The organism is Mesorhizobium sp. M1182, from assembly GCF_040318335.1.
Classification (GTDB): domain Bacteria; phylum Pseudomonadota; class Alphaproteobacteria; order Rhizobiales; family Rhizobiaceae; genus Mesorhizobium.
Genome location: NZ_JAMYMD010000018.1, coordinates 66368 through 89177 on the forward strand (window position 1 = coordinate 66368; position 22810 = coordinate 89177).

Annotated in this window: 21 protein-coding genes; 11 read left to right on the forward strand and 10 right to left on the reverse strand. The window is 62.9% G+C overall.

Annotated elements, in window-relative coordinates; genetic code table 11:
• Positions 1-131 precede the first annotated feature (131 nt).
• Genes uvrA through NKH33_RS20720 form a run of 4 tightly spaced genes read left to right on the forward strand, consistent with a single transcriptional unit; the run spans position 132 to position 4765 of the window.
• Positions 132-3053, forward strand: coding sequence for an excinuclease ABC subunit UvrA (gene uvrA, locus NKH33_RS20705; RefSeq protein ID WP_352770370.1), 2922 nt, complete (start codon positions 132-134; stop codon positions 3051-3053).
• Positions 3053-3463: a DUF302 domain-containing protein gene (locus tag NKH33_RS20710; protein WP_352593519.1), complete on the forward strand. Its 411-nt coding sequence runs from the start codon at positions 3053-3055 to the stop codon at positions 3461-3463. The genes uvrA and NKH33_RS20710 overlap by 1 nt, the downstream gene beginning before the upstream one ends.
• Positions 3460-3930: a GNAT family N-acetyltransferase gene (locus tag NKH33_RS20715; RefSeq protein ID WP_352921217.1), complete on the forward strand. Its 471-nt coding sequence runs from the start codon at positions 3460-3462 to the stop codon at positions 3928-3930. Before NKH33_RS20710 ends, NKH33_RS20715 begins: the two co-directional genes overlap by 4 nt.
• Before the next feature lie 28 nt (positions 3931-3958).
• The gene (locus NKH33_RS20720) at positions 3959-4765 is read left to right on the forward strand and encodes a DUF72 domain-containing protein (RefSeq protein WP_352478977.1); all 807 of its coding nucleotides are present in this window, start codon (positions 3959-3961) and stop codon (positions 4763-4765) included.
• 45 nt (positions 4766-4810) lie between these two features.
• Here NKH33_RS20720 and NKH33_RS20725 read toward each other — a convergent pair whose 3' ends face one another.
• The 6 genes from NKH33_RS20725 to urtA all read right to left on the reverse strand — a co-directional run bounded on the left by NKH33_RS20725 (position 4811) and on the right by urtA (position 10998).
• Positions 4811-5011, reverse strand: a complete 201-nt coding sequence (locus NKH33_RS20725) for a hypothetical protein (RefSeq protein WP_023674857.1) — start codon at positions 5009-5011, stop codon at positions 4811-4813.
• Between the two features lie 210 nt (positions 5012-5221).
• Complete coding sequence (gene urtE / locus NKH33_RS20730) at positions 5222-5917, reverse strand: urea ABC transporter ATP-binding subunit UrtE (RefSeq protein WP_352921219.1); 696 nt, start codon at positions 5915-5917, stop codon at positions 5222-5224.
• A gap of 70 nt (positions 5918-5987) precedes the next feature.
• Positions 5988-6734, reverse strand: coding sequence for an urea ABC transporter ATP-binding protein UrtD (gene urtD / locus NKH33_RS20735; RefSeq protein WP_023674855.1), 747 nt, complete (start codon positions 6732-6734; stop codon positions 5988-5990).
• A gap of 7 nt (positions 6735-6741) precedes the next feature.
• A complete protein-coding gene (urtC, locus tag NKH33_RS20740; RefSeq protein ID WP_352921221.1) occupies positions 6742-7974 on the reverse strand; it encodes an urea ABC transporter permease subunit UrtC in 1233 nt (410 codons plus the stop codon).
• On the reverse strand, positions 7971-9587 hold the full coding sequence (gene urtB, locus NKH33_RS20745; RefSeq protein ID WP_352921223.1) for an urea ABC transporter permease subunit UrtB: 1617 nt from the start codon (positions 9585-9587) through the stop codon (positions 7971-7973). Before urtB ends, urtC begins: the two co-directional genes overlap by 4 nt.
• Positions 9588-9687: 100 nt before the next feature.
• Positions 9688-10998 (reverse strand): urea ABC transporter substrate-binding protein, encoded by a 1311-nt coding sequence (urtA, locus tag NKH33_RS20750; RefSeq protein WP_352770357.1) that lies wholly within the window; start codon positions 10996-10998, stop codon positions 9688-9690.
• 301 nt (positions 10999-11299) lie between these two features.
• On the opposite strand from urtA, the gene NKH33_RS20755 reads away from it, so the two are divergent.
• Positions 11300-11695 (forward strand): hypothetical protein, encoded by a 396-nt coding sequence (locus NKH33_RS20755; RefSeq protein ID WP_352448747.1) that lies wholly within the window; start codon positions 11300-11302, stop codon positions 11693-11695.
• A gap of 46 nt (positions 11696-11741) precedes the next feature.
• Here the strand turns inward: NKH33_RS20755 and NKH33_RS20760 are convergent, their stop codons facing one another.
• Together NKH33_RS20760 and cckA are read right to left on the reverse strand one after the other, a co-directional pair.
• On the reverse strand, positions 11742-12452 hold the full coding sequence (locus NKH33_RS20760) for a purine-nucleoside phosphorylase (protein ID WP_352448746.1): 711 nt from the start codon (positions 12450-12452) through the stop codon (positions 11742-11744).
• Between the two features lie 83 nt (positions 12453-12535).
• Complete coding sequence (cckA, locus tag NKH33_RS20765; protein ID WP_352921226.1) at positions 12536-15109, reverse strand: cell cycle histidine kinase CckA; 2574 nt, start codon at positions 15107-15109, stop codon at positions 12536-12538.
• 203 nt (positions 15110-15312) lie between these two features.
• Between cckA and NKH33_RS20770 the strand changes: the two genes are divergently transcribed.
• The gene (locus NKH33_RS20770) at positions 15313-16065 is read left to right on the forward strand and encodes a hypothetical protein (RefSeq protein ID WP_352502494.1); all 753 of its coding nucleotides are present in this window, start codon (positions 15313-15315) and stop codon (positions 16063-16065) included.
• Positions 16066-16148: 83 nt separating this feature from the next.
• Here the strand turns inward: NKH33_RS20770 and dksA are convergent, their stop codons facing one another.
• Positions 16149-16565: an RNA polymerase-binding protein DksA gene (gene dksA, locus NKH33_RS20775; protein ID WP_023674847.1), complete on the reverse strand. Its 417-nt coding sequence runs from the start codon at positions 16563-16565 to the stop codon at positions 16149-16151.
• A gap of 260 nt (positions 16566-16825) precedes the next feature.
• Between dksA and NKH33_RS20780 the strand changes: the two genes are divergently transcribed.
• The 4 genes from NKH33_RS20780 to NKH33_RS20795 all read left to right on the forward strand — a co-directional run bounded on the left by NKH33_RS20780 (position 16826) and on the right by NKH33_RS20795 (position 20603).
• A complete protein-coding gene (locus NKH33_RS20780) occupies positions 16826-17329 on the forward strand; it encodes a SixA phosphatase family protein (RefSeq protein ID WP_352471715.1) in 504 nt (167 codons plus the stop codon).
• Positions 17330-17391: 62 nt separating this feature from the next.
• Positions 17392-18870 (forward strand): YcjX family GTP-binding protein, encoded by a 1479-nt coding sequence (locus NKH33_RS20785; RefSeq protein ID WP_352921228.1) that lies wholly within the window; start codon positions 17392-17394, stop codon positions 18868-18870.
• Positions 18867-19961, forward strand: a complete 1095-nt coding sequence (locus NKH33_RS20790) for a YcjF family protein (RefSeq protein ID WP_352770349.1) — start codon at positions 18867-18869, stop codon at positions 19959-19961. The genes NKH33_RS20785 and NKH33_RS20790 overlap by 4 nt, the downstream gene beginning before the upstream one ends.
• An 87-nt stretch (positions 19962-20048) precedes the next feature.
• Entirely contained in the window at positions 20049-20603 is a 555-nt protein-coding gene (locus NKH33_RS20795) for a hypothetical protein (RefSeq protein ID WP_023674843.1), read from the forward strand.
• 63 nt (positions 20604-20666) lie between these two features.
• On the opposite strand, the gene NKH33_RS20800 is transcribed toward NKH33_RS20795, so the two are convergent.
• Positions 20667-20831, reverse strand: coding sequence for a hypothetical protein (locus tag NKH33_RS20800; protein WP_352921231.1), 165 nt, complete (start codon positions 20829-20831; stop codon positions 20667-20669).
• A 134-nt stretch (positions 20832-20965) separates the two neighbouring features.
• On the opposite strand from NKH33_RS20800, the gene NKH33_RS20805 reads away from it, so the two are divergent.
• Positions 20966-22801: a monovalent cation:proton antiporter-2 (CPA2) family protein gene (locus tag NKH33_RS20805; protein WP_352682898.1), complete on the forward strand. Its 1836-nt coding sequence runs from the start codon at positions 20966-20968 to the stop codon at positions 22799-22801.
• Positions 22802-22810: the final 9 nt, after the last annotated feature.

Genomic DNA, 22810 nt, shown 5'->3' on the forward strand with positions numbered 1-22810 from the left:
CGAAAGGCGGTTAAACGCTTTGGTCGAGAGTTGTGGCGTCTCTCGAAAAGGCGGCGAAATTACCTACATAGGGGGTGGTCGGGAAAACCCGCCCATCCCACGAATTCCAGATTCTGAGGCGGCGACCGGCGATGGCCGACCATAAATATCTCTCCATTCGCGGGGCACGCGAACACAATCTGAAGAATGTCGATCTCGACCTGCCGCGTGACAGCCTGATCGTCATGACCGGCCTGTCGGGGTCGGGCAAGTCGTCGCTTGCCTTCGACACCATCTACGCCGAGGGCCAGCGCCGCTATGTCGAGAGCCTTTCGGCCTATGCACGGCAATTCCTCGAAATGATGCAGAAGCCGGACGTCGACCAGATCGACGGCCTGTCGCCGGCCATCTCCATCGAGCAGAAGACCACCTCGAAGAACCCTCGTTCGACGGTCGGCACCGTCACCGAGATCTACGATTATATGCGGCTTTTGTTCGCCCGCGTCGGTGTACCCTATTCGCCGGCCACCGGCCTGCCGATCGAGAGCCAGACGGTCTCGCAGATGGTCGACCGGGTGCTTGCGGTCGAGGAAGGCACCCGGCTGTTCATTCTGGCGCCGATGGTGCGCGGCCGCAAAGGCGAGTACCGCAAGGAACTGCTGGAGCTGCAGAAGAAGGGTTTTCAGCGCGTCAAGGTCGATGGCGTCTTCTATGAGATCGCAGACGTGCCGGCGCTGGACAAGAAGTACAAGCACGACATCGACGTCGTCGTCGACCGCATCGTCGTGCGCGGCGATCTGGCGACGCGGCTCGCCGATTCCATCGAGACCGCGCTGAAGCTGGCCGACGGGCTGGCGGTGGCGGAATTTGCCGACAAGCCGCTCGACGCCAGCCAGACCGGCGAGGATTCGGTCAACAAATCGAAGAACGAGACGCATGAACGCATGCTGTTCTCGGAAAAGTTCGCCTGCCCGGTGTCCGGCTTCACCATTCCCGAGATCGAGCCCAGGCTGTTCTCCTTCAACAATCCGTTCGGCGCCTGCCCGACCTGCGACGGGCTCGGCAGCCAACGCGCCATTGATGCCAGCCTGGTCGTGCCCGACGAGAATGTCTCGCTGCGCGCCGGCGCCGTCAGCCCTTGGGCGAAGTCGAGCTCGCCCTATTATGCGCAGACGCTGGAAGCGCTGGGCGTCGCCTATGGCTTCAAGCTCGGCGACAAGTTCAAGGATTTGAGCGAGGAGGCAAGGCAAGCCGTCCTGCACGGCACCGGCGAGCGCGAAATCACCTTCCATTACGATGACGGCCTGCGCTCCTACAAGACGACGAAAACCTTCGAGGGCGTCATCCCCAACCTCGAGCGCCGCTGGAAGGAAACGGAATCCGCCTGGATGCGCGAGGAGATCGAGCGCTTCATGTCGGCCACGCCCTGCCCGGCCTGCCGCGGCTATCGGCTGAAGCCCGAGGCGCTCGCGGTCAAGATCGCCGGCAAGCACATTGGCGAGGTCACCGAGCTGTCCATCCGCAAGGCCGACCAGTGGTTCACCGATCTGCCCGCTTCGCTCAACGACAAGCAGAACGAGATTGCGGTGCGCGTGCTCAAGGAAATCCGAGAGCGGCTGCGCTTCCTCAACGATGTCGGTCTCGACTATCTGACGCTGTCGCGCAACTCCGGCACGCTTTCAGGCGGTGAGAGCCAGCGCATCCGTCTTGCCTCGCAGATCGGCTCCGGCCTGACCGGCGTACTTTACGTGCTGGACGAGCCGTCGATCGGTCTGCACCAGCGCGACAACGCCCGCCTGCTCGACACGCTGAAGCATCTGCGCGACATCGGCAACACGGTCATCGTCGTCGAGCACGACGAGGACGCCATCCTGCATGCCGACTATGTCGTCGATATCGGCCCGGCTGCCGGCATTCATGGCGGCCACATCATCGCCCAGGGCACGCCGCAGCAGATCATGGCGACGCCCGCTTCGATCACCGGCAAATACCTGTCGGGCGAGCTCGAAGTGGCGACGCCGGCACGGCGCCGCGAGGCCAAGAAGAACCGCCGGCTGAAGGTCGTCGGCGCGCGCGGCAACAACCTGAAGAACGTCACCGCCGAAATCCCGCTCGGCACGTTTACCGCCGTCACCGGCGTATCCGGCGGCGGCAAGTCGACCTTCCTGATCGAGACCCTGTTCAAGGCGGCGTCGCGCCGCATCATGGGCTCGCGCGAGCATCCGGCCGAGCACGACCGCATCGAGGGGTTGGAATTCCTCGACAAGGTCATCGACATCGACCAGTCGCCGATCGGGCGCACCCCGCGTTCCAACCCTGCCACCTATACCGGCGCCTTCACGCCGATTCGCGACTGGTTCGCCGGCCTGCCGGAGGCCAAGGCGCGCGGCTACCAGCCGGGGCGCTTCTCGTTCAACGTCAAGGGCGGCCGCTGCGAGGCCTGCCAGGGCGACGGCGTCATCAAGATCGAGATGCACTTCCTGCCCGACGTCTACGTCACCTGCGACGTCTGCCACGGCAAGCGTTACAACCGCGAAACGCTGGACGTGCTGTTCAAGGGCAAGTCGATCGCCGACGTTCTCGACATGACGGTCGAGGAAGGCGTCGATTTCTTCGCCGCCGTGCCTGGCGTGCGCGACAAGCTGGAGACGCTGAAACGGGTCGGCCTCGGCTACATCCATGTTGGCCAGCAGGCAACGACTTTGTCGGGCGGCGAGGCGCAGCGCATCAAGCTCGCCAAGGAACTATCACGCAAGGCGACCGGCAAGACGCTCTACATCCTCGACGAGCCAACCACCGGCCTGCATTTCCACGACGTAGCCAAGCTGCTCGAAGTGCTGCACGAGCTGGTCGACCAGGGCAACACGGTCGTCGTCATCGAGCACAATCTCGAGGTGATCAAGACGGCTGACTGGGTACTCGATCTTGGCCCCGAAGGTGGTGACGGCGGCGGTGAGCTGGTGGCGTCCGGCACGCCGGAGGACATCGTCCGCGAAAAACGCAGCTATACCGGGCAGTTCCTGAGGGACTTGCTGGAGCGGCGCCCCGGAGGCAAGCGCGAAGCGGCGGAGTGATGGCAAAGAACGGTCTCATCACGGTCCAAAGCCGCTTCGGCGTGGCCGAAACGATCGATCGCCTGGTCGGGACTGTGGAACGTGCAGGATTGCTGGTCTTCGCCCGCATTGACCACGCCGCCGGTGCGCGCAGTGTCGAAGCTTCCCTGCGTCCGACCCAGCTTCTGATTTTTGGCAACCCGAAAGGCGGCACGCCGCTGATGCAGGACCGGCAGCTTGCCGGCATCGATCTGCCGGTCAAGGCACTGGCTTGGGAGGACGAGCAAGGCAAGGTCTGGCTCTCCTACAATGACGCGCACTGGCTCGCTGAGCGCCACGGCTTGGGCGACGCCAGTCGCAATGCCGTCGCCGCGATAGCGGCCGGTATGGACAAGGTGATTGCGGCCGCTGCCGGCGCGGGCCAGTTTTGATCATGAGAGCCGCTCGGGCCGATGATCTCCCCATGGTGATCTCGCTCACCACCGACGCCTACGCGCCCTACACTGCCCTGTTCGGAGCGCCGCCGATCCCCGTCACCGAGGACTATGCGCCGCGCATAGAACGCGGCGAGGTCTGGCTTTCGGAGCAGGACGGACAGCCGGCCGGCTTGATCGTTCTCGAACGACATGCGGACCATACAATGATCTTCAGCGTCGCCGTTGCGCCCGCCTTTCAGGGCAAGGGTTTCGGCATCGGGCTGCTCGACTGGGCCGAGCAGCAGACGCGCCTGTGGAGCTTGCCTGAAATCCGACTCTACACCAATGCCAGAATGGAACGGAACGTTTCGTTGTATAAGGCCTACGGCTTTCGCGAAACGGGTCGCCGGCCCAATCCATATCGGCCAGGATGGACGGTCGTCGACATGGCGAAAGCCGTCGAGACGACCGCCACCGCGTGATCCTTTTCTGCAAACCGGGAGGACGACCATGACTCAATCAGGAACAATCCGCGCCGGCATGGGCGGCTGGACCTTCGAGCCGTGGGACACGTCCTTCTACCCGGACAAATTGTCGAAGGCCAAGCAACTGCATTATGCCAGCCGGCAGGTGCCCACTATCGAGGTCAACGGCACCTATTATTCGAGCTTCAAGGAGCCGACCTTCGTCAAATGGGCCAACGAGGCGCCGGATGGTTTCGTCTATTCGCTGAAGGGCAACCGCTTCGTCACCAACCGCCGCGTGCTCGGCGAGGCCGGGGAATCGATCATGCGCTTCCTCGGGTCGGGCGTCGCGGCACTTGGCGACAAGCTCGGGCCGATCCTGTGGCAGTTCGCGCCGACCAAGAAATTCGACCCAGACGATTTCGAGGCCTTCCTCAAGCTGTTGCCGGAAAAGCAGGACGGCGTTGCGCTGCGCCACGCGGTCGAGGTGCGCAACGACAGCTTCGTCGTGCCGGAGTTCGCCGCCTTGGCGCGAAAGCATAAGGCCGCCATCGTCTATGCGGACCACGCCAAATATCCGGGGATTGCCGACGTTACCGGCGATTTCATCTATGCGCGGCTGCAGACCGGCAGCGACGACAATCCCGATTGCTACACGCCAAAGGCGCTCGACGAATGGGCGGCGCGCGCAAAAACCTGGGCGGAAGGCAAGGTGCCGGCCGACCTGTCGCGCGCCGATCCTTCAACCGACGCGCCAGTCAAGCCACGCGATGTGTTTGTCTACTTCATCACCGAGGGCAAGGTCCGCGCTCCATTCGGCGCCATCGCGCTGATGAAGCGGGTCGCAGGCTGACGCCCCGCTGTCGGTGGTCCGCCTGGCTTGGTCCTAAACTACCGGCTATGCGGCGCGTTCGTCCGGACGCCGATCAACCCTGACGATCTCGTTGAAAGCATCGAGATCGACATAGAAGACCTTGGTGATCTCCGCGATGAGTTCGTCATGGTCATACCCCTGCGATTTCAGAATGTTGATGGCTGTCAGGATATCGACGCGCTCCGTGAGCCGTCGTTTCTGGTAGTCCTCGACATAGCGCTCCATCGTCTGGCCCTGGCTCCCAAGCACCCGAAATGTTGGACGACAACAGATCGCTGGAAGGGCCTGCGCGCAAGCGTGCGGACGCAGCCGCGCCTTCCCCTGATCTGCCAAGTTGAAACTGCTACGGAAAGCGGCCGACTCACCAAGCCAAGCAAAATCTAGCACGCAATCTGCAGCGCGCCAGAGTTGCAAAGTAATGGAATCAATAAGAATTCAGACAGTCAGGAATTTGCGGACGTCCGCCCGGTCGAGATCCTCGGCGGGGCCGGTATGGACGATCTGACCGCGGTCCATGATGTTGACCTCGTCGGCCAATTCCCGGCAGAAGTCGAGATATTGTTCGACCAGAAGCACGGCGATACCGGCCTGGTCGCGCAGATAGCGGATGGCGCGGCCGATGTCCTTGATGATCGACGGCTGGATGCCTTCGGTCGGCTCGTCGAGCACCAGCAGCTTCGGCCGCATCACCAGCGCCCTGCCGATGGCAAGCTGCTGCTGCTGGCCGCCGGAAAGATCGCCGCCGCGGCGCGCGAGCATCTGCTTCAGCACCGGAAACAATTCGAAGACGTGACCGGGAATGTTGCGATCGGCGCGCTTCAACGGCGCAAAACCCGATTCGAGGTTTTCCCGCACCGTAAGCAGCGGAAATATCTCCCTGCCCTGCGGCACGAATGCGATGCCCGACCGGGCGCGATCATACGCCGCGCTCCGGTCGAGCGCCTTCCCCTCGAAGGCAACGCTTCCGCTCGTCAGCCGGTCATGGCCGACGATCGATCTCATCAAACTGGTCTTGCCGACGCCGTTGCGGCCGAGCACGCAGGTGATCTTGCCGGCGCCGGCCTTCAGCGAGACGCCGCGCAGCGCCTGGGCAGCGCCGTAGTGCAGCGTGGCATTGGAGACTTCGAGCATGGTCAGCGCTTTCTCCAACGCGTGAAGAACGAAAGGTCGAAATGATGGAACGGAACGCGCCAGACCATGTTCATCTCCCCAGATAGACTTCGACGACGCGCTCGTCGGCCGAAACGAAGTCGAGGCTGCCCTCGGAAAGCACCGAGCCTTCGTGCAGGCAGGTAACCTTGACGCCGAGCTCGCGCACGAAATGCATGTCGTGCTCGACGACGATGACCGAATGGTCGCGCGCGATATCCCTGAGCAGCCGCGCGGTTTCCTCGGTCTCGGCGTCGGTCATGCCGGCAACCGGTTCGTCGACCAGCAGCAGCTTCGGATCCTGCGCCAGAAGCATGCCGATCTCGAGCCATTGCTTTTGGCCGTGGCTCAGATTGGCGGCGAGTTCGTCACGCTTGTCGCCAAGCCGGATGATGCCGAGGATGTCGTCGATCTGCCGCACGTCCGCGGCCGAGCGACGATGGAACAGTGCCGGGAAGATCGAGCGCGGGCCTTTCAGCGCCAGCATCAGATTGTCCTCGATCGTGTGGCTTTCGAAGACGGTCGGCTTCTGGAATTTACGGCCGATGCCCATCATGGCGATTTCGGCCTCGTCGTGTTTGGTTAGGTCGACCTCACCGTTGAAGAAAACTTCACCCGCGTCGGGCCGCGTCTTGCCGGTGACGATGTCCATCATCGTCGTCTTTCCGGCGCCGTTGGGGCCGATGATCGCCCGCATCTCGCCCTTGTCGAGCACCAGCGAAAGGTTGTTGATGGCGCGAAACCCGTCGAAGGAAACCGACACGCCGTCGAGATAGAGGATGGTGTTGCTCTTCGACATCAGGCCATCACTCCGCCGGCTGCGGTTCGGCGCCGGAGGCCGACCAGTCGCCCGGCCTTCTCGCCGCCGAGCGGTCGGTTTTCGGCGGCACCGGCGCATCGGGATCGATGCCGGCTTCTTCGGCAACCGAGGCCGCCCGCAGCGCCTTGGCGTTGCCGCGCCAGGAATCCCACATGCCGATGATGCCCTTGGGCAGGAACAGCGTGACGGCGACAAACAGTCCGCCCAGCGCAAACAGCCAGAATTCAGGCAGCACGCCGGTGAACCAGGATTTACCGGCATTGACCAGAAGCGCGCCGATGATCGGCCCGACGATGGTGCCGCGCCCGCCGACGGCCGCCCACACCACCACCTCGATCGAATTGGACGGCTCGAATTCGCCAGGGTTGATGATGCCGACCTGTGGCACGTAAAGCGCACCGGCGATGCCGGCCATCACCGCCGACACGGTGAAGGCGAACAGTTTGACGTTCTCCGCCCGCCAGCCGAGGAAGCGTGTGCGGCTTTCGGCGTCGCGCACCGCCATCAAAAGCTTGCCGTACTTGGAACCGACGATTGCCCAGGTGACGAAGACGGCAAACGCCAGCATGACGGCGCTGGCCGCGAACAGCGCCGAGCGCGTCATGTCGGCCTGCACGTTGAAGCTCAAAATGTCCTTGAAATCAGTCAGGCCGTTATTGCCGCCGAAACCCATGTCGTTGCGGAAAAAGGCAAGCAGCAGCGCATAGGTCATCGCCTGGGTGATGATCGACAGGTAGACGCCGGTGACGCGGCTGCGGAAGGCAAACCAGCCGAAGACGAAGGCGAGCAGGCCGGGCACCGCAAGCACCATGACCGCGGCAAACCAGAAGTGGTCGAAGCCATACCAGAACCATGGCAATTCCTTGTAGTTAAGGAACACCATGAAATCCGGCAGCAGCGGATTGCCGTAGACGCCCCGCGACCCGATCTGGCGCATCAGATACATGCCCATCGCATAGCCGCCGAGTGCGAAGAAGGCGCCGTGGCCGAGCGAGAGGATGCCGCAATAGCCCCAGACGAGATCGAGCGCCAAGGCGAGCAGTGCATAGCAGAGGTATTTGCCGGTGAGCGCGACGATATAGGACGGCACGTAAAACGCACTTGTCGGCGAGACCGCAAGATTGAGCAGCGGCACGACGATTGCAACCGCCAGCAGGATGAAGATGGTGATGGCGACGCGGCGGTCGGCGCCGGCGGCAAAGAAGCGTCCCGTGATCATGCTTCCACCGACCGGCCCTTTAGCGCGAACAGACCGCGCGGGCGTTTCTGGATGAACAGGATGATCAGCACCAGGACGACGATCTTGCCGAGCACTGCTCCGGCATAAGGTTCGAGGAACTTGTTGACGATGCCGAGCGAGAAAGCGCCGACCAGCGTGCCCCAAAGATTGCCGACACCGCCGAAAACGACGACCATGAAGCTGTCGATGATGTAGCCGCGGCCGAGATTGGGCGAGACGTTGTCGATCTGGCTGAGCGCGACACCGGCGATGCCGGCAATGCCGGAGCCGAGTGCAAACGTTAGCGCATCGACCCAAGGCGTCCTGATGCCCATCGAGGCGGCCATGCGGCGATTGGCGGTGACGGCACGCATCTGCAGCCCCCAGGGCGTGCGTTTCATCACGTAGAGCAGCACCGCGAACACGCCGAGCGCGAATACCAGGATCCAGAGCCGGTTCCAGGTCACGGCAAGCTGGCCGATATTGAACGAGCCGGACATCCATGACGGGTTGCCTACCTCCTGGTTGGTCGGCCCGAAGATGGTGCGTACGGCCTGCTGCAGGATCAGCGACACACCCCATGTCGCCAGCAGGGTTTCCAGTGGCCGACCGTAGAGATAGCGGATCAGCCCGCGCTCGATGACAAGGCCGACGAGCGCCGCCACCAGGAAGGCCAGCGGCAGGGCGATGACCAGCGACCAGTCGAACAGGCCGGGAAAGGAATTGCGAATAACCTCCTGCACGACGAAGGTCGTGTAGGCGCCGAGCATGACCATCTCGCCATGCGCCATGTTGATGACGCCCATGACGCCGAAGGTGATGGCAAGGCCAATCGCCGCCAGCAGCAGCACCGATCCGAGCGATATGCCGTACCAGATGTTCTGGCCGGCATCCCACAGCGCCAGCGTCGAGTTGATGTCGGCGATCGCCGCGGTCGCCGCGTCCTTCACCGCACCTTCGGAACTGGCCTCTACCGACGTGAGCAGCGACACCGCATCGCGGTCGCCGCGCGCACTGATGAGCGCGATTGCCGCCAGTTTGTCGGCCTCCGGCCTGTCGGAAACGAGAATCGACGCGGCGCGGGCCTGTTCTAGCAGCGCCTTGACGCTTGCCACGCTCTCATTGGCGATCGCGGTGTCGACCGGCTCGATGTTTGCCGCGTCCGGCGTCTTGAACATTGTGTCGGCGGCGGCAATGCGCACGGCCGGGTCCTTGGAGCCGAGCGTCAGCGTGCCCAACGCATCGCGAATGACGCGGCGCAGCGTGTTGTTGACCTTGATCTTGGTGATGTCGGCCTTGGCAGCTTCGCCCGATCCTTCGCCGGTAAGCGCATCGAGCAGCTCGATACCGTCGCCGCTCTCCTTGCCGACAAAAACCAGTGAATCGGCCTTGCGCACGTAAAGGCTGCCCTCCGCAAGCGCGGCAAGCGGCCGTTCTACGGCCGGATCGCCGGAAGCCGCAAGCTCCCGCACAACGGCTTCTATCGCCGGAAAATTGGCGGCGGTGGCGAATTTGGCGATGACCACGCGCAGATCTGCTTCGCTGGCGTTCGACGGCAGCAGCGTCCCCAGGAGAAGGAGCAGCATCAGGCCAATCGCGCGGATCAGGATCATTGGTTTCTGGTGGCTCTTGAAGATTGAATGTCGCCTCCGGGCAGGCTGGAGGAGGAGCCTGCCCGGAGGCTTGCGGGTCTGGGAGGACAGACCGGGAGGATCAGTTGGTTCCCTTGCCGCCGCATTTGCCGGTGGCAACGTTGAAGTTGCCGCAGGACAGAGGCGCGCGCCAATCGGAGATCAGGTCCTTGGAGTCAGGCAGATAGTCGGACCACTCGTCGCCCATCACCAGGCCGGGCGTCTGCGAAACGGTTTCGAACTGGCCGTCGGCCTGGATTTCGCCGATCAGCACCGGCTTGGTAATGTGATGGTTCGGCATCATCGTCGAATAACCGCCGGTCAGGTTCGGCACCGAGACGCCGACCATGGCGTCGATTACCTTGTCCGGATCGGTGGTGCCGGCCTTCTCGACCGCCTTCACCCACATGTTGAAGCCGATATAATGGGCTTCCATCGGGTCGTTGGTGGTGCGCTTGTCGTTCTTGATGAATTTGTGCCAGTCGGCGATGAACTTCGCGTTCTCGGGCGTGTCGACGCTCTCGAAATAGTTCCAGGCGGCGAGATGGCCGACCAGCGGCGCAGTGTCCAGACCGGCAAGCTCTTCCTCGCCGACCGAGAAGGCCATGACCGGGATGTCCTCGGCCTTGATGCCCTGGTTGCCGAGCTCCTTGTAGAACGGCACGTTGGCGTCGCCATTGACGGTCGAGACCACGGCGGTCTTCTTGCCGGCCGAGCCGAACTTCTTGATCGCCGAAACTTCGGTCTGCCAGTCGGAGAAGCCGAACGGCGTGTAGTTGACCATGATGTCTTCCGCAGCGACGCCCTTGGCCTTCAGATAGGCCTCGAGGATTTTGTTGGTGGTGCGCGGGTAGACGTAGTCGGTGCCTTCGAGAACCCAGCGCTTCACCGAACCGCCGTCCTCGCTCATCAAATAGTCGACCGCGGGAATGGCCTGCTGGTTCGGCGCCGCACCGGTGTAGAACACGTTGCGCTCGCTTTCCTCGCCTTCGTACTGGACGGGGTAGAACAGGATGTTGTCGAGCTCGCTGAACACGGGCAGCACCGATTTGCGCGACACCGAGGTCCAGCAGCCGAACACCGCCGCGACCTTGTCCTTCGAGATCAGCTCGCGCGCCTTTTCGGCGAATAGCGGCCAGTTGGAAGCCGGATCGACGACCACCGCCTCGAGCTTCTTGCCGAGCAGGCCGCCCTTGGCATTCTGCTCTTCGATGAGCATCAGCATGGCGTCCTTCAGCGTTGTCTCCGAGATCGCCATGGTTCCCGACAGCGAATGGAGGATGCCGACCTTGATGGTGTCGTCGGCCGCCTTGGCGGGAACGCTCATCAGCAGGCCGGCGGTGATCACGCCGGCCGAAAACATTTTTGTTATTGTCGAGAAACTGCCCCTCATACTTTTAAACTCCCAAGCTGGTTAACTGCATCGGAACAGACCATGCAACGGCTGTGCCAATCACCGGCGAAAGATCGGAGGGTTTGAGATTTCCCAGCCCTGTCAGTCGGTTAATGTATTAGCCGCAGGAGATGAACCTCGCTTGCCAAGTTTGAAATGAGAAAAGATCACTCGTATCAGCCTAAGTTTTACTCATATACAGGCCAATGCCCGAATTTTGAGCAGCATCATATGAGCGCTGGCGAGGATTGCAGCGCCGCAGCGAAATGGGGCAAGTTCGAACCCTTAAACGAGCGACGCCATGGCCTTCCGAACGTCTTGCATTTTCATCACCATGCTTCTGCTGGCGACGACGACCGTAGCGCGCGCCGGCTTCAGCGACGGCAAGCTGCCGGACGGCTCCTATCATTGCGAAGTCTATCTGCTAGGCATGTTCCTCAGCCTCGGCGACATCGCCATCAAGGGAAACGTCTATAGCGGTCCGGTTAGCTTCGGCACCGCGCCGCAGAGTTATAACTACCAGATGGATGCAGACGGGGTGATTACCTGGCTGGGTCCGCTGGGCGGCTACACCAGCGGTGGCAACTCGATCTCGCTTACGCAGGCGACGCTGGAAAGCGGAACCACCCCGTCCTTCGACATCATCATGAAGCAGCCAGACGGCGCCTTTACCGCCTCGACCTGCACGAAGCGTTGAAAAGTACGGAACCTGGCGAGCTTCCGTACTCCGAAGTAGAAGCCGCCTAGCTCTCCGCCGCCATGTCGAGCGCCAGCCGGGTCATATCGGTGAAAAGGCCCTGGCGTTCGGAATAGTCGGTCTGCTCGCCGGTTGCCACATTGTCGACGACGGTCAGGATCGACAGCGCCCGGGCGCCGAAATCGGCCGCAATGCGGTAGAGTGCGCTGGTTTCCATATCCACGGCGAGCGCCCCCTGTGCCTGTGCTTCGGCAAAGCGTTCGCGCCCCAGCGGATGATAAAAAATATCGCTGCAGATGGTCAGCCCGGCCCGATGGTCGATGCCGAGTTCCGCAGCCCGGGCCAACGCCTGGGCCAACAATGCAGGATCGGGGCCGGCATCGGCACGATAGAGCCCAAAAACCTGGCCGCTCTCCGCATTTTCGCCGCGCACCGATTGCGCGATCACCAGGCTGCGCAGCACCACCTCAGCGGTCAGGCCGCCGCAGGTGCCGGTGCGGATCAACGTTTTCGCACCGTAGAAATCCAGCAGCTCGTGCACGTAGACCAGGAATGACGGGACGCCAATGCCGGTGGACTGGACGCTGACAGGCTTGCCGCGAAACAACCCGGTAAAGCCGAGCGCGCCGCGGCGGCGGTTGACGCAGCGCGGCGCTTCCAGAAAGGTCTCCGCCATCCATTCAGCGCGCTGCGGGTCGCCCGGCAGCAGCACCGTGCTTGCGTAGTCGCCTTTGCTAGCCTCGTTGTGTGGCGTCACGGCATGCTTTCCAAAACCCGTCGCCCGTTTCGCCTGCAATCATGGCAGTCTCACGACATTGCGCAAGCGGAGCGTTGGAAGGGTCAGGATTCCAGCATGTCCTTTACGATCGTGGCCAATTGCTTGAGCGAAAACGGCTTCGGCAAGAAGCCGAAATGCGCGTCGGCCGGCAAGTTCTTGGCGAACGCGTCTTCGGCATAGCCGGACACGAAGATAAACTTGATGTCGGGTTGCCGTTTGCGCAATTCGCCAAGCAGCGTCGGACCATCCATTTCCGGCATCACCACGTCCGACACCACGACGTCGACCTTGCCGCCGAGCGCTTCGTAGACTTCAAGCGCCTCGACGCCCGACGACGCCTCGTGGACGGTGTAGCCGCGCGATTTCAGCGCCCGCATGCCGCCCATGCGCACGGCGTCCTCGTCCTCGACCAGCAGCACCGTGGCCGAGCCCGACAGATCCTTGGCTGAGTCGGCGATCTTGGCAGGAGCGGCCGGCACTTCTCCAGCCTCGCCCGCCTTCCTTGCCTCCGCAATGTGCCGCGGCAGGAAGATGCGGAACACGGATCCCTTGCCGACTTCGGAATCGCAGAAGATGAAGCCGCCTGTCTGCTTGATGATGCCATAGACCATGGACAGGCCGAGTCCGGTTCCCTTGCCAACCTCCTTTGTCGTGAAGAAGGGCTCGAAGATCTTTTTCAGCACATCAGGCGCGATGCCGCTGCCGCTGTCCTCGACCTCGACCAGCACATAGTCGGCGGGAGTAAGTTCGCGGTAGGAAAAGGTCTTGCATTCCCCGGCGCTGACATTGCGGGTGCGCACCGTGAGGTCGCCGCCGGCCGGCATCGCATCGCGCGCATTGACCACAAGATTGACCACCACTTGCTCGAACTGCCCGATATCGACCCTGACCGGCCACAGGTCGCGGCCATGGTCGATCTTGAGCTTGATATCGTTGCCGACCAGCCGGGCAAGCAGCATTCTGAGATCGGCGAGCACGTCGGTCAGGTTGAGCACCTCCGGCCGCAGCGTCTGCTTGCGCGAGAAGGCCAGCAACTGCCGCACCAGCGAGGCCGCCCGGTTGGCATTCTGCTTGATGTTCATGATGTCCGGGAATGACGGATCGGACGGCCGGTGGTTGGTCAACAGCAGGTCCGAGGCCATGATGATGGCGGTCAGCACATTGTTGAAATCATGCGCGATGCCGCCGGCGAGTTGGCCGACCGCCTGCATCTTCTGGCTCTGCGCCATCTGGCCCTCGAGGGCCTTTTGCTCAGTAGTCTCCACGGCATAGACGATGGCCGATTCCTCGGCGCCCTCGCCACCGGTACCGTCTGCGACCGCGTTGACGTAGAAGCGTATGTGGCGCTCCTCATTGCCGGGCAGCACCGTATCGATCGGCTCGATGTCAGCCTGTTGCTGGCGTGCCTTTTCAAAGGCCGCGGCGAAAGCCGGCCGGTCGCGCTCGTGGATCACCGTATCCAGCCGCACACGCCGATCGACCGCGTCGCGGTCGACGACCGAGGAAAACAGCGACAGGAATGGCGCATTGGTGCGCAGGATGCGGCCGGCATGGTCGACGCCGGCTATCGCCATCGGCGTCGAGTTGAAGAACCGCGTGAAGCGTATTTCCGATGCGCGGAGGTCGGCCGAAGCGTCCTCGCCTTGCGTCCGGTTGAGCACGATGGTGCGAGTCGGGCCGTTGAGACCCTCTCGGCTGGCCGAGACACGATGCATGAAGCGCACCGGCAGCGCCTCGCCGGTCATCGTCGTCAGATCGAGGTCGATAACGGCATTGCGCGTGGTACCAGCGTCGGCCTTGACCGAACGGACCAGCGCCATGCCGTCCCCGGCGACGATCTCCGGCAGCGTGATGGCGCCGGGAGTGAAGCTGGCCAGGTCGATGCCCAGCCACTCCGCAAGAGTCGCGTTGATATAGGTCACGCGGCCTTCCTGGTCGGCCGAAAAGAAACCGGCCGGCGCATGGTCGAGGTGATCGATCGCCTTTTGGAGGTCGAGAAAGAACCGCTCCTGCTCGGCCCGTTCCCGCGAGATATCGGCAAGCTGCCAGGCAAGCATGGGCAGCCGCTGGCCGGGAACGCTGAAGGCGCGTGCCCGAACGCGGTACCAGCGCGCGCCCGGTTCGGCGCCTGGCCGAATGGACTGCGCGAGCCGAAACTCGCCGTCGCCCGGCTGGCCGTCCCGCAGGCCTGACGCCAGCCGGTATATGGTCACCGAGGCCTCGGGAGCGTCTGAAAGCAAACCTTCGACGGTCTTGAGGTCGGCGGCCGACTCGGCACCCGTCATATCGGCATAGGTCCGGTTGGCGTAGATGATACGGCCTTTGGTGTCGGTGACCAGGAGACCTTGCGACATCGAATCGACGAAAGCTTTCGACAGTTCGTCGCTTGTCGAGCGCGGCGTGATGTGCACGAAGCCGATCGCAGTGGCGAATAGAAAGCCGACGCCGATCATCGCCAGCACGCCAAGCATGCCAAGCAGGAATGGATCGCCAAGGCGCTCGCGGAAAAGGCCGAAGACGATCGCTGCCCCAGTCAGGACGACGATGAAGACGATGAGCCGGGTGACCGCTCCCGGTCGCGTGTTCTGGTCGACGATAGGTACCGGATAGAAATCGCCGCGCGCTTCCTTGGCCATGTGCCCCCTGCTCGTGAATTCCGGTGTCGGTTGAATCATATTCTCAGGGTTGGGAAAAGGCCCGGCTGCAGATGTCCGCTAAAAATGACGCCGTTCGGCTCCCGGCGTTTCAAGCTGTTCACGAAGCGTGAAAGGCAACTTGCGGTGGCCTGCCGCAACAGTCTAGTGTCGCTTCTCTTCGAAAGCTGATTTTGGGGGAACCAATGCTGCAATGGCTGGATGGCGTGGCGGGTCCTGGTTATGCCGCAGCAATCCTATGGACGTTTGCAGTACTTGTCCTTCTGCTCATCATTCTTCTTATCATCAGGCTGATCCGCAGCCTGACGTTCGGGACATTCGTCGCCGGCGGCAGGAACCGCAAGACGCGGCTGGCTGTCATGGATGCCACAGCGGTCGACAGTCACCGGCGGCTGGTGCTGGTGCGCCGTGACGATATCGAGCACCTGCTCTTGATCGGTGGTCCGACCGACGTCGTCGTCGAGCGCGACATCAGGCTCTCGGCGTTGCGGCGCCCGGCATTGACCGGAGACAACGGCCACCAGCCGGCAGCAAGGTCTGCTTCGACCACAGCCGCGCCGGTGAGGCAAGCGCCACCGCAGCCGGCAAGCGTAACCGCGACCCCTGTCCGAGCCCGCCAGACGGCGACGATGCCGGCAACAATGCCGGCGCCGGCGCCGAAACCGGCATCGAACGTCACGCCGTTGCCAAGTTATGGATCCGTCAACGCCAGTGCCTCGCGGCATGCGCAGCCGCCGGCAAGACAGGACTCCCCGGCAAGATACGAGCCGCCGGCACAGCACGAGTCGATTGACGATGCGCTGATGAAGGAGCTGGAGGTTTCCCTCGACGAGCCACGCTTCAGCCAAACGCCGAGCAAGCCGGTGGCGAAGGCATCACCCTCTCTCGACGACGAGATGACGAAGCTCCTCGGCGAGTTGTCCAATCAGAAAAGATAGGCCGATAGCGAACGGCCAATGAAAATGGCCGGAAAACCGGCCATTGTGAACGCTTTACCGATGCCGCTGTTTTTCCCGGCGATTCAGTCGTCGCGGTAGACCTTCTCGCGCCGCTCATGGCGCTCCTGTGCCTCGATCGACAAGGTGGCGATCGGGCGCGCGTCGAGCCGCTTCAGCGCGATCGGCTCGCCCGTCTCCTCGCAATAACCGTAAGTGCCTTCGTCAAGGCGCTGGAGGGCCGAATCGATCTTGGAGATGAGTTTTCGCTGGCGATCGCGGGCGCGAAGTTCGATGGCGCGGTCGGTTTCTGAGGAGGCGCGATCGGCGAGGTCGGGGTGGTTGGCGTTTTCCTGCTGCAGGATTTCGAGAGTTTCGCGCGCTTCGCGCAAGATGTCGTTCTTCCAGGTGACGAGCTTCATGCGAAAGTAGGATTTCTGCCGCTCGTTCATGAACGGCTCGTCTTCGGAGGGTACGTAATCGGCGGTAACGATGTCGTTCATTCGACTCACCCAACAAACCCCAAATTTGGCGCCTATATATTCGCGGACCGAAAGCTGCACAAGGTCAATCGACGACAGTTTCACGCAATTGTTAGTCTCGGACAAAACGGCATCGGCGATGCCCTTTTTGCGAAGAATACGACCGAATCCGTACATGATTCGCTATGCTTGAGGGGCGCTTGCCATTGCGCACGGAGCTCTTCTGATGGCAAATCCTGCGGCGTGCTGACGGGTTCGGTGCCCGGCACAACGGGGATCCGGTGACCAGACTGTACCTGCTGAGGCATGCGAAGGCCGGCTGGGCGCTGCCTGGCGTGGCTGACTTCGACCGCCCGCTCGATCCATCCGGCTTCGCCGATGCCGAAGCGATGGGCGTCCTGATGCGTTCCCGCAAATACGCACCGGCCCTCACCCTTTGCTCAAGCGCCAAGCGCGCCCGTCAGACGCTGGAAAGCCTGGCTGGCCACACGGACACGGGCCGGGTGCTGTTCTGTGACACCCTCTACAGCGACGATGCCGCCGCGTACCTCACTGCCATCCGGCAGAATGGCGGGCTGGATGCCTTGCTCGTCATCGGCCACAATCCGATGATTGAGGATCTCGCCATGGCGCTCTCGGGCGACGGCGACGAGACCGCGCGGGCCATGCTGAACCACGGCTTCCCGACCTCCGCACTTGCGGTGGTCCGGTTCAACGGCAGACTTGCCGAGGCTGCGCCAGGCACCGGCTATCTCGAAGCCTTCCTGACGCCTGCCGATATCTGAGGCCATTTCAAAGCCGCGCATCAAAGCCTATATCGGATCCTGACCGGCCCGCGAGAACAGATTTGCCATCAGCGCTGACGACTTTTACCGACGAGGCGAAGATTGCCTTGGATACGTTGTCAGGCCGCGCTGCCGGGCTTTTCGCTCCGTCACTGCGTCTTGGCGTGACCGGGCTGTCCCGCGCCGGCAAGACGGTGTTCATCTCGGCCCTTGTGCACAATCTCGTCCATGGCGGACGCTTGCCGCTGTTTGAGGCACAAAAATCGGGGCGCATCGCCCGGGCTTTTCTCGAAGAGCAGCCGGACGACGCGGTCCCACGCTTCCAGTACGAGGATCACATCGCAGCTCTTGTCGACGATCGCGTCTGGCCGGATTCGACGCGTGCGATTTCCGAACTGAGGCTCACCATCGAATACGAATCGGCCTCTGGCTGGAGCCGCATGTTTTCCGCCGGCAAATTGTCGGTCGACATCGTCGATTATCCCGGCGAATGGCTGCTCGACCTGCCGCTGCTCGGCAAGTCCTACGCCGATTTTTCGCGTGAGGCCTTCGAGATGGCCGTGTTGGCGGTGCGTGTCGACCTTTCGCGGGAATGGCGGGCGCTCTCCGATCCGGTCGACCCCAACGCCGAGGCCGACGAGATGACGGCGCGCCGTCTCGCTGAGAGCTTCGCGGCCTATCTCAAGGCCTGTAAACTCGACGAGCGGGCGCTTTCGACCTTGCCGCCCGGCCGCTTCCTGATGCCCGGCGATCTTGAAGGCTCGCCCGCTCTCACCTTCGCGCCGCTGCCGAATCTGGGCGGCCGGCGCGCCCGCTCGGGATCGCTGCAGGCTATGATGGAGCGGCGCTACGAGGCTTACAAGACGCATGTCGTCAAACCGTTTTTTCGCGAACACATCACGCGTCTCGACCGCCAGATCGTGCTGATCGACGCATTGCAGGCATTGAATGCCGGCCCCGGTGCGATGGCCGATCTAGAGCGCGCGGTCACCGAAATCCTGTCCTGTTTCCGGCCCGGCCGGGGCAATTTCCTGACCGACCTGTTTTCGAGGCGTATCGACCGTATATTGGTGGCCGCGACCAAGGCCGACCATCTGCACCACGAAAGCCACGACCGGCTGCAGGCGATCGTGCGGCGGCTAGCCGACCGAGCCGTGGCGCGGGCGAATTTCACCGGCGCCGACGTCAACGTCGTCGCTATGGCTGCCATGCGCGCGACCCGGGAAGGCACGGTCAAGCAGGGCCGCGAGACTTTGCCGGTCATTATCGGCATGCCATTGCGCGGCGAAAACATCGATGGCGAAACCTTTGACGGAAAGACCGAAACAGCCATATTTCCCGGTGATTTGCCGGAGAAAGTTGATGCGGTGTTCGATGTTTCCGAATCGACCCGCCGGCAGAACAATGACGACCCCGCGATCCGCTTCGTGCGCTTTCGCCCGCCGAAACTCGAGCGCACCGCCGAGGGCGTGACGCTGTCGCTGCCACATATCAGGCTCGACCGCGCGCTGCAGTTCCTGATCGGAGATCATCTCGCATGAGTGCGCCCCGCAGACCGGCGGCCTTTCGCATAGAGCCGGAGCCCCAGCAGAAGGAAGATTCGACGGCTCACCATGCTGCGTCCGGGGCCGCGCCGGCGCGAAAGCCGCGTACCGTGACGGCGGATCTTGCCGTGGTCACACCGGCGGAGATCGACGTCTTCGACGAGCCTGATATCGTCGCCGCCGAACCGCCGCCGGCGATTGCGCCGCGAAAACGTTCGCTGCTTGGCAGCCTGTTCTTCGGCGCGCTGGGCGTTCTGGTTTCGCTCGCCGTCGGCCTCTGGACCGACCAGCTGATTCGCGACCTGTTCGAGCGCGCCGAGTGGCTGGGCTGGCTGGCTGCCGCTATGGCCGCGATCGCCATCCTGGCGCTTCTGATCATCCTCGTGCGCGAATTCATGGCGATTGCCCGCCTTGCCGAGGTCGAAAAGTTGCAGAAGCGGGCGCTCGATGCGATTGCCCGCGACGATCCGAAGGCCGCCCGCGCCGTGGCCGACGAGTTGTCGGTCTTTGTCTCGGCCAAGCCTGAAACCGCGGCCGGCAGGCGCTCGCTGGCCGAATTGCGCGGCGAGATCATTGACGGCGGCAATCTGGTGCGGCTGGCCGAGACCGAGATACTCGGCCCGCTCGATGCCCGCGCCAGGGTGATGATCCTCGAAGCGGCGAAGCGCGTCTCCCTGGTGACCGCGGTCAGCCCCCGCGCGCTGGTCGACGTCGCTTATGTCGTGTTCGAAGCCGGCCGGTTGATTCGCCGGCTGTCGGAGCTTTATGGCGGCCGCCCCGGCACGCTTGGCTTTTTTCGCCTGGCGCGCAGCGTTCTGGCCCATCTCGCGGTCACCGGGTCGATCGCCGTCGGCGACAGTTTCGTCCAGCAGATCGTCGGCCACGGCCTTGCCGCCCGGCTCTCGGCCAAGCTCGGCGAAGGCGTCGTCAACGGCATGATGACTGCGCGCATCGGCATTGCAGCGATGGAAACCGCAAGGCCCCTGCCCTTTTACGCGGTCAGGCGGCCCGGATTGGGCGATTTCCTCTCCGCGCTGACCTCCTTTGCAGCAAAGAAAGAAAAAGAAACATCCGCTTCCGGAACGTGACTATTGCCTTGGGGTGACAAAGCATTAACCAATCTTGTCCATGGTCGGAAGCGTCCAAACCAGTCTCTTTGTTGCCGGGTGTCGTCGATGAAAAGCGTTATTCTGTCCAGCGGGCTGCCCGTGGCGCTCGCGCTTGTCGCAACCGTCGGCATTGCCGGAAAGACCTCGGCGGCGGAACCGGACAAGCAGTTCTTTCGGTCGGTCGAAGGCAAATGGGTCGGCCCCGGGGAAATCGTTGCCGGCAAATACAAGGGCACGAAATTCACCTGCAGCTTCATCGGCTCGACGCCTGACGGCAAGGTCGGCATGTCGCTCGACGGCGGCTGTCGGGTAGGCATGTTCACCCAGCAGATGTCGGCAACGATCGAACACAAGGGCCGGCAGGGCTACAAGGGCAGCTTTATGGGCGGGGCCGCCGGCTCCGGCCTCGACATTATCGGCGGCAATGTCGTCGATGCGCACAAGGTGGTTTTCACCATCAATCGCAATCAGTTGCGCGGCGTGATGCAGGCGCTTGTCCCCGACGACAATTCGATGACAGTGACCGTTGCCGTGCGCGTCGACCAGCAGCTGGTCCCGGTCATCGGCATGAAGCTGAAGCGGATCGATGCAGTCGAGGTCGGCTCCATAACTCCGAACTGACTTTCAGCGTGAGAAGGGCGGCGGCCAAACGGCGCCGCCCTCTTTTGATTTGCAAATAAATGCTCAGCCTTTGATCGCGGCAATCACCTCGTCATAGGCCTTGCAGGCCTGGGCTGCTGTCGTGCCGCCCTGATACTTGGTTGTCACCGCCTGAAAGGGCCGCGACTTGATCGTCGCTCGCCCTTCACTGGCCGAAGCCGGGTCCTTAGCGCCGGATTGCTGGAACAAGCAACGCGCGGGAGCCCATTATCCTGTTCAGTGCGCCTGCAATATCGCCTTCACAACGCGCCGGATTCGCACTGTTCGATCCGCCCCGAAGCCCCTATCTTGGCCGCTTGTTGCAAGAGAGCGGAACGGCAGGCATGGCGGCAGAGGCATCGAACGGCGATCTGATCCAGGTGGTGGCGCTGCTTGCCGCCGGCGTCGTTGCGGTGCCGATCTTCAGGCGTATCGGACTTGGCTCCATCCTCGGCTATTTGACGGCCGGCGTCGTGATCGGTCCGTTCGGGCTGCGCATTTTTTCCGAATCGGAAGCCATTCTTCATGTCGCCGAACTCGGCGTCGTCATGTTCCTGTTCATTATCGGGCTGGAGATGCAGCCGTCACGGCTATGGGGCATGCGCCGCGAGATTTTCGGGCTTGGCGCGCTGCAGGTCGGCGTCTGCGCGGTCCTGCTGACCGGCGTCGGCCTGGCGGGAGGTTTCCCGATCGCGCAATCCTTCGTCGCCGGCGCCGGTTTCGTACTCACCTCGACGGCAATCGTCATGCAATTGCTGGAAGAACGCGGCGACCTGGCCACGCCCAAGGGCCAGCGCATCGTCTCGGTCCTGCTTTTGGAAGACCTGGCCATCGTGCCGCTGCTGGCGCTGATCGCCTTCCTCGCGCCGGGCGGCGCCGACATGAGTCTGTCGGATCGGTTGACGGAGGTCGGCATCGGCCTTGCCGCGATCGTCGGGCTGGTGCTTGCAGGACGCTATCTGCTCAATCCGTTCTTCCGTATCCTGGCGGATGCGCGCGCCCGTGAGGTGATGACCGCAGCCGCCCTTCTGGTCGTGCTCGGGTCGGCGCTCGCCATGCAGCTTTCCGGCCTGTCCATGGCGATGGGCGCCTTCCTGGCCGGCGTGCTTTTGTCGGAATCGACCTTCCGCCATCAGCTGGAGGCGGACATCGAACCGTTCCGTGGCATTCTGCTCGGACTGTTCTTCCTCGCCGTCGGCATGTCGCTCGACCTGCATGTGGTCGTCGTCAACTGGCAGCTCATTGCCATCTATGTCGTCGCCTACATGATGATGAAGGCGATCGGCATCTATATCGTCGCCCGCATTCTCAAAACCGGCCACCGGGAAGCGCTCGAGCGCGCGGTCTTCATGGCGCAAGGCGGCGAATTCGCCTTCGTCCTCTATTCCGCAGCGGCGGCTGTCGGTATCATCGATAGCCAGGCCAATGCGATGCTGACCGCCATCGTCATCATTTCCATGGTGCTGACGCCCTTAGCGATCATAGCATTGCGGTATCTGACGCCACGCGACGAGCAGTCGCTTGAAGGCGTCGATGTCGCCGAAGGCCTGACCGGCAGCGTGCTGATCATCGGCTTTGGCCGGTTCGGCCAGATCGCCAGCCAGCCGCTTTTGTTGCGCGGGATTGATGTGTCGATCATCGACAATGAGGTCGAGATGATCCAGGCGGCGGCCGATTTCGGCTTCAAGGTCTATTACGGCGACGGCACGCGGCTGGACATCCTGCGTGCCGCGGGAGCCGGGCGCGCACGCGCCGTGCTGATCTGCGTTGACAAGCCCGATGCCGCCGTGCGCATCGCCGAGCTCATCAAGGCGGAGTTTCCGTTGCTGACGGTGCTGGCGCGGGCTTTCGACCGCGGCACGGCATTGCAGCTCATTCGTGCCGGCGTCGACTATCAGCTCCGCGAGACGTTCGAATCGGCGCTTGTCTTCGGCGGCTCGACACTGGAAGCTCTCGGCGTCGATCCGGAAGAGGTCGCCGAGGTAGTCGAGGACGTCCGCCGCCGCGATGCTGCCCGTTTCGAACTTCAACAGGCAGAAGGCATCCGCGCCGGGCGGCGCTTCCTCAAAGGCAATATCGGCACCCCCATCCCGACGCCGCTCAGCACGCCACGGCGCGTGGGCCAGGCGCTCAACGAGGAGACCGCCGGCGTGCTGCAGAAATCCGAACCGGCCGATTAAACGTTGGAA

Bases quoted from the DNA above. Each gene is read 5' to 3' on its own strand.
- uvrA (WP_352770370.1), top strand. From the start codon at position 132: ATGGCCGACCATAAATATCTCTCCATTCGCGGGGCACGCGAACACAAT.
- NKH33_RS20710 (WP_352593519.1), top strand. From the start codon at position 3,053: ATGGCAAAGAACGGTCTCATCACGGTCCAAAGCCGCTTCGGCGTGGCC.
- NKH33_RS20720 (WP_352478977.1), top strand. From the start codon at position 3,959: ATGACTCAATCAGGAACAATCCGCGCCGGCATGGGCGGCTGGACCTTC.
- NKH33_RS20725 (WP_023674857.1), bottom strand. From the start codon at position 5,011: ATGGAGCGCTATGTCGAGGACTACCAGAAACGACGGCTCACGGAGCGC.
- urtE (WP_352921219.1), bottom strand. From the start codon at position 5,917: ATGCTCGAAGTCTCCAATGCCACGCTGCACTACGGCGCTGCCCAGGCG.
- urtD (WP_023674855.1), bottom strand. From the start codon at position 6,734: ATGTCGAAGAGCAACACCATCCTCTATCTCGACGGCGTGTCGGTTTCC.
- urtC (WP_352921221.1), bottom strand. From the start codon at position 7,974: ATGATCACGGGACGCTTCTTTGCCGCCGGCGCCGACCGCCGCGTCGCC.
- urtB (WP_352921223.1), bottom strand. From the start codon at position 9,587: ATGATCCTGATCCGCGCGATTGGCCTGATGCTGCTCCTTCTCCTGGGG.
- urtA (WP_352770357.1), bottom strand. From the start codon at position 10,998: ATGAGGGGCAGTTTCTCGACAATAACAAAAATGTTTTCGGCCGGCGTG.
- NKH33_RS20755 (WP_352448747.1), top strand. From the start codon at position 11,300: ATGGCCTTCCGAACGTCTTGCATTTTCATCACCATGCTTCTGCTGGCG.
- cckA (WP_352921226.1), bottom strand. From the start codon at position 15,109: ATGGCCAAGGAAGCGCGCGGCGATTTCTATCCGGTACCTATCGTCGAC.
- NKH33_RS20770 (WP_352502494.1), top strand. From the start codon at position 15,313: ATGCTGCAATGGCTGGATGGCGTGGCGGGTCCTGGTTATGCCGCAGCA.
- dksA (WP_023674847.1), bottom strand. From the start codon at position 16,565: ATGAACGACATCGTTACCGCCGATTACGTACCCTCCGAAGACGAGCCG.
- NKH33_RS20790 (WP_352770349.1), top strand. From the start codon at position 18,867: ATGAGTGCGCCCCGCAGACCGGCGGCCTTTCGCATAGAGCCGGAGCCC.
- NKH33_RS20795 (WP_023674843.1), top strand. From the start codon at position 20,049: ATGAAAAGCGTTATTCTGTCCAGCGGGCTGCCCGTGGCGCTCGCGCTT.
- NKH33_RS20805 (WP_352682898.1), top strand. From the start codon at position 20,966: ATGGCGGCAGAGGCATCGAACGGCGATCTGATCCAGGTGGTGGCGCTG.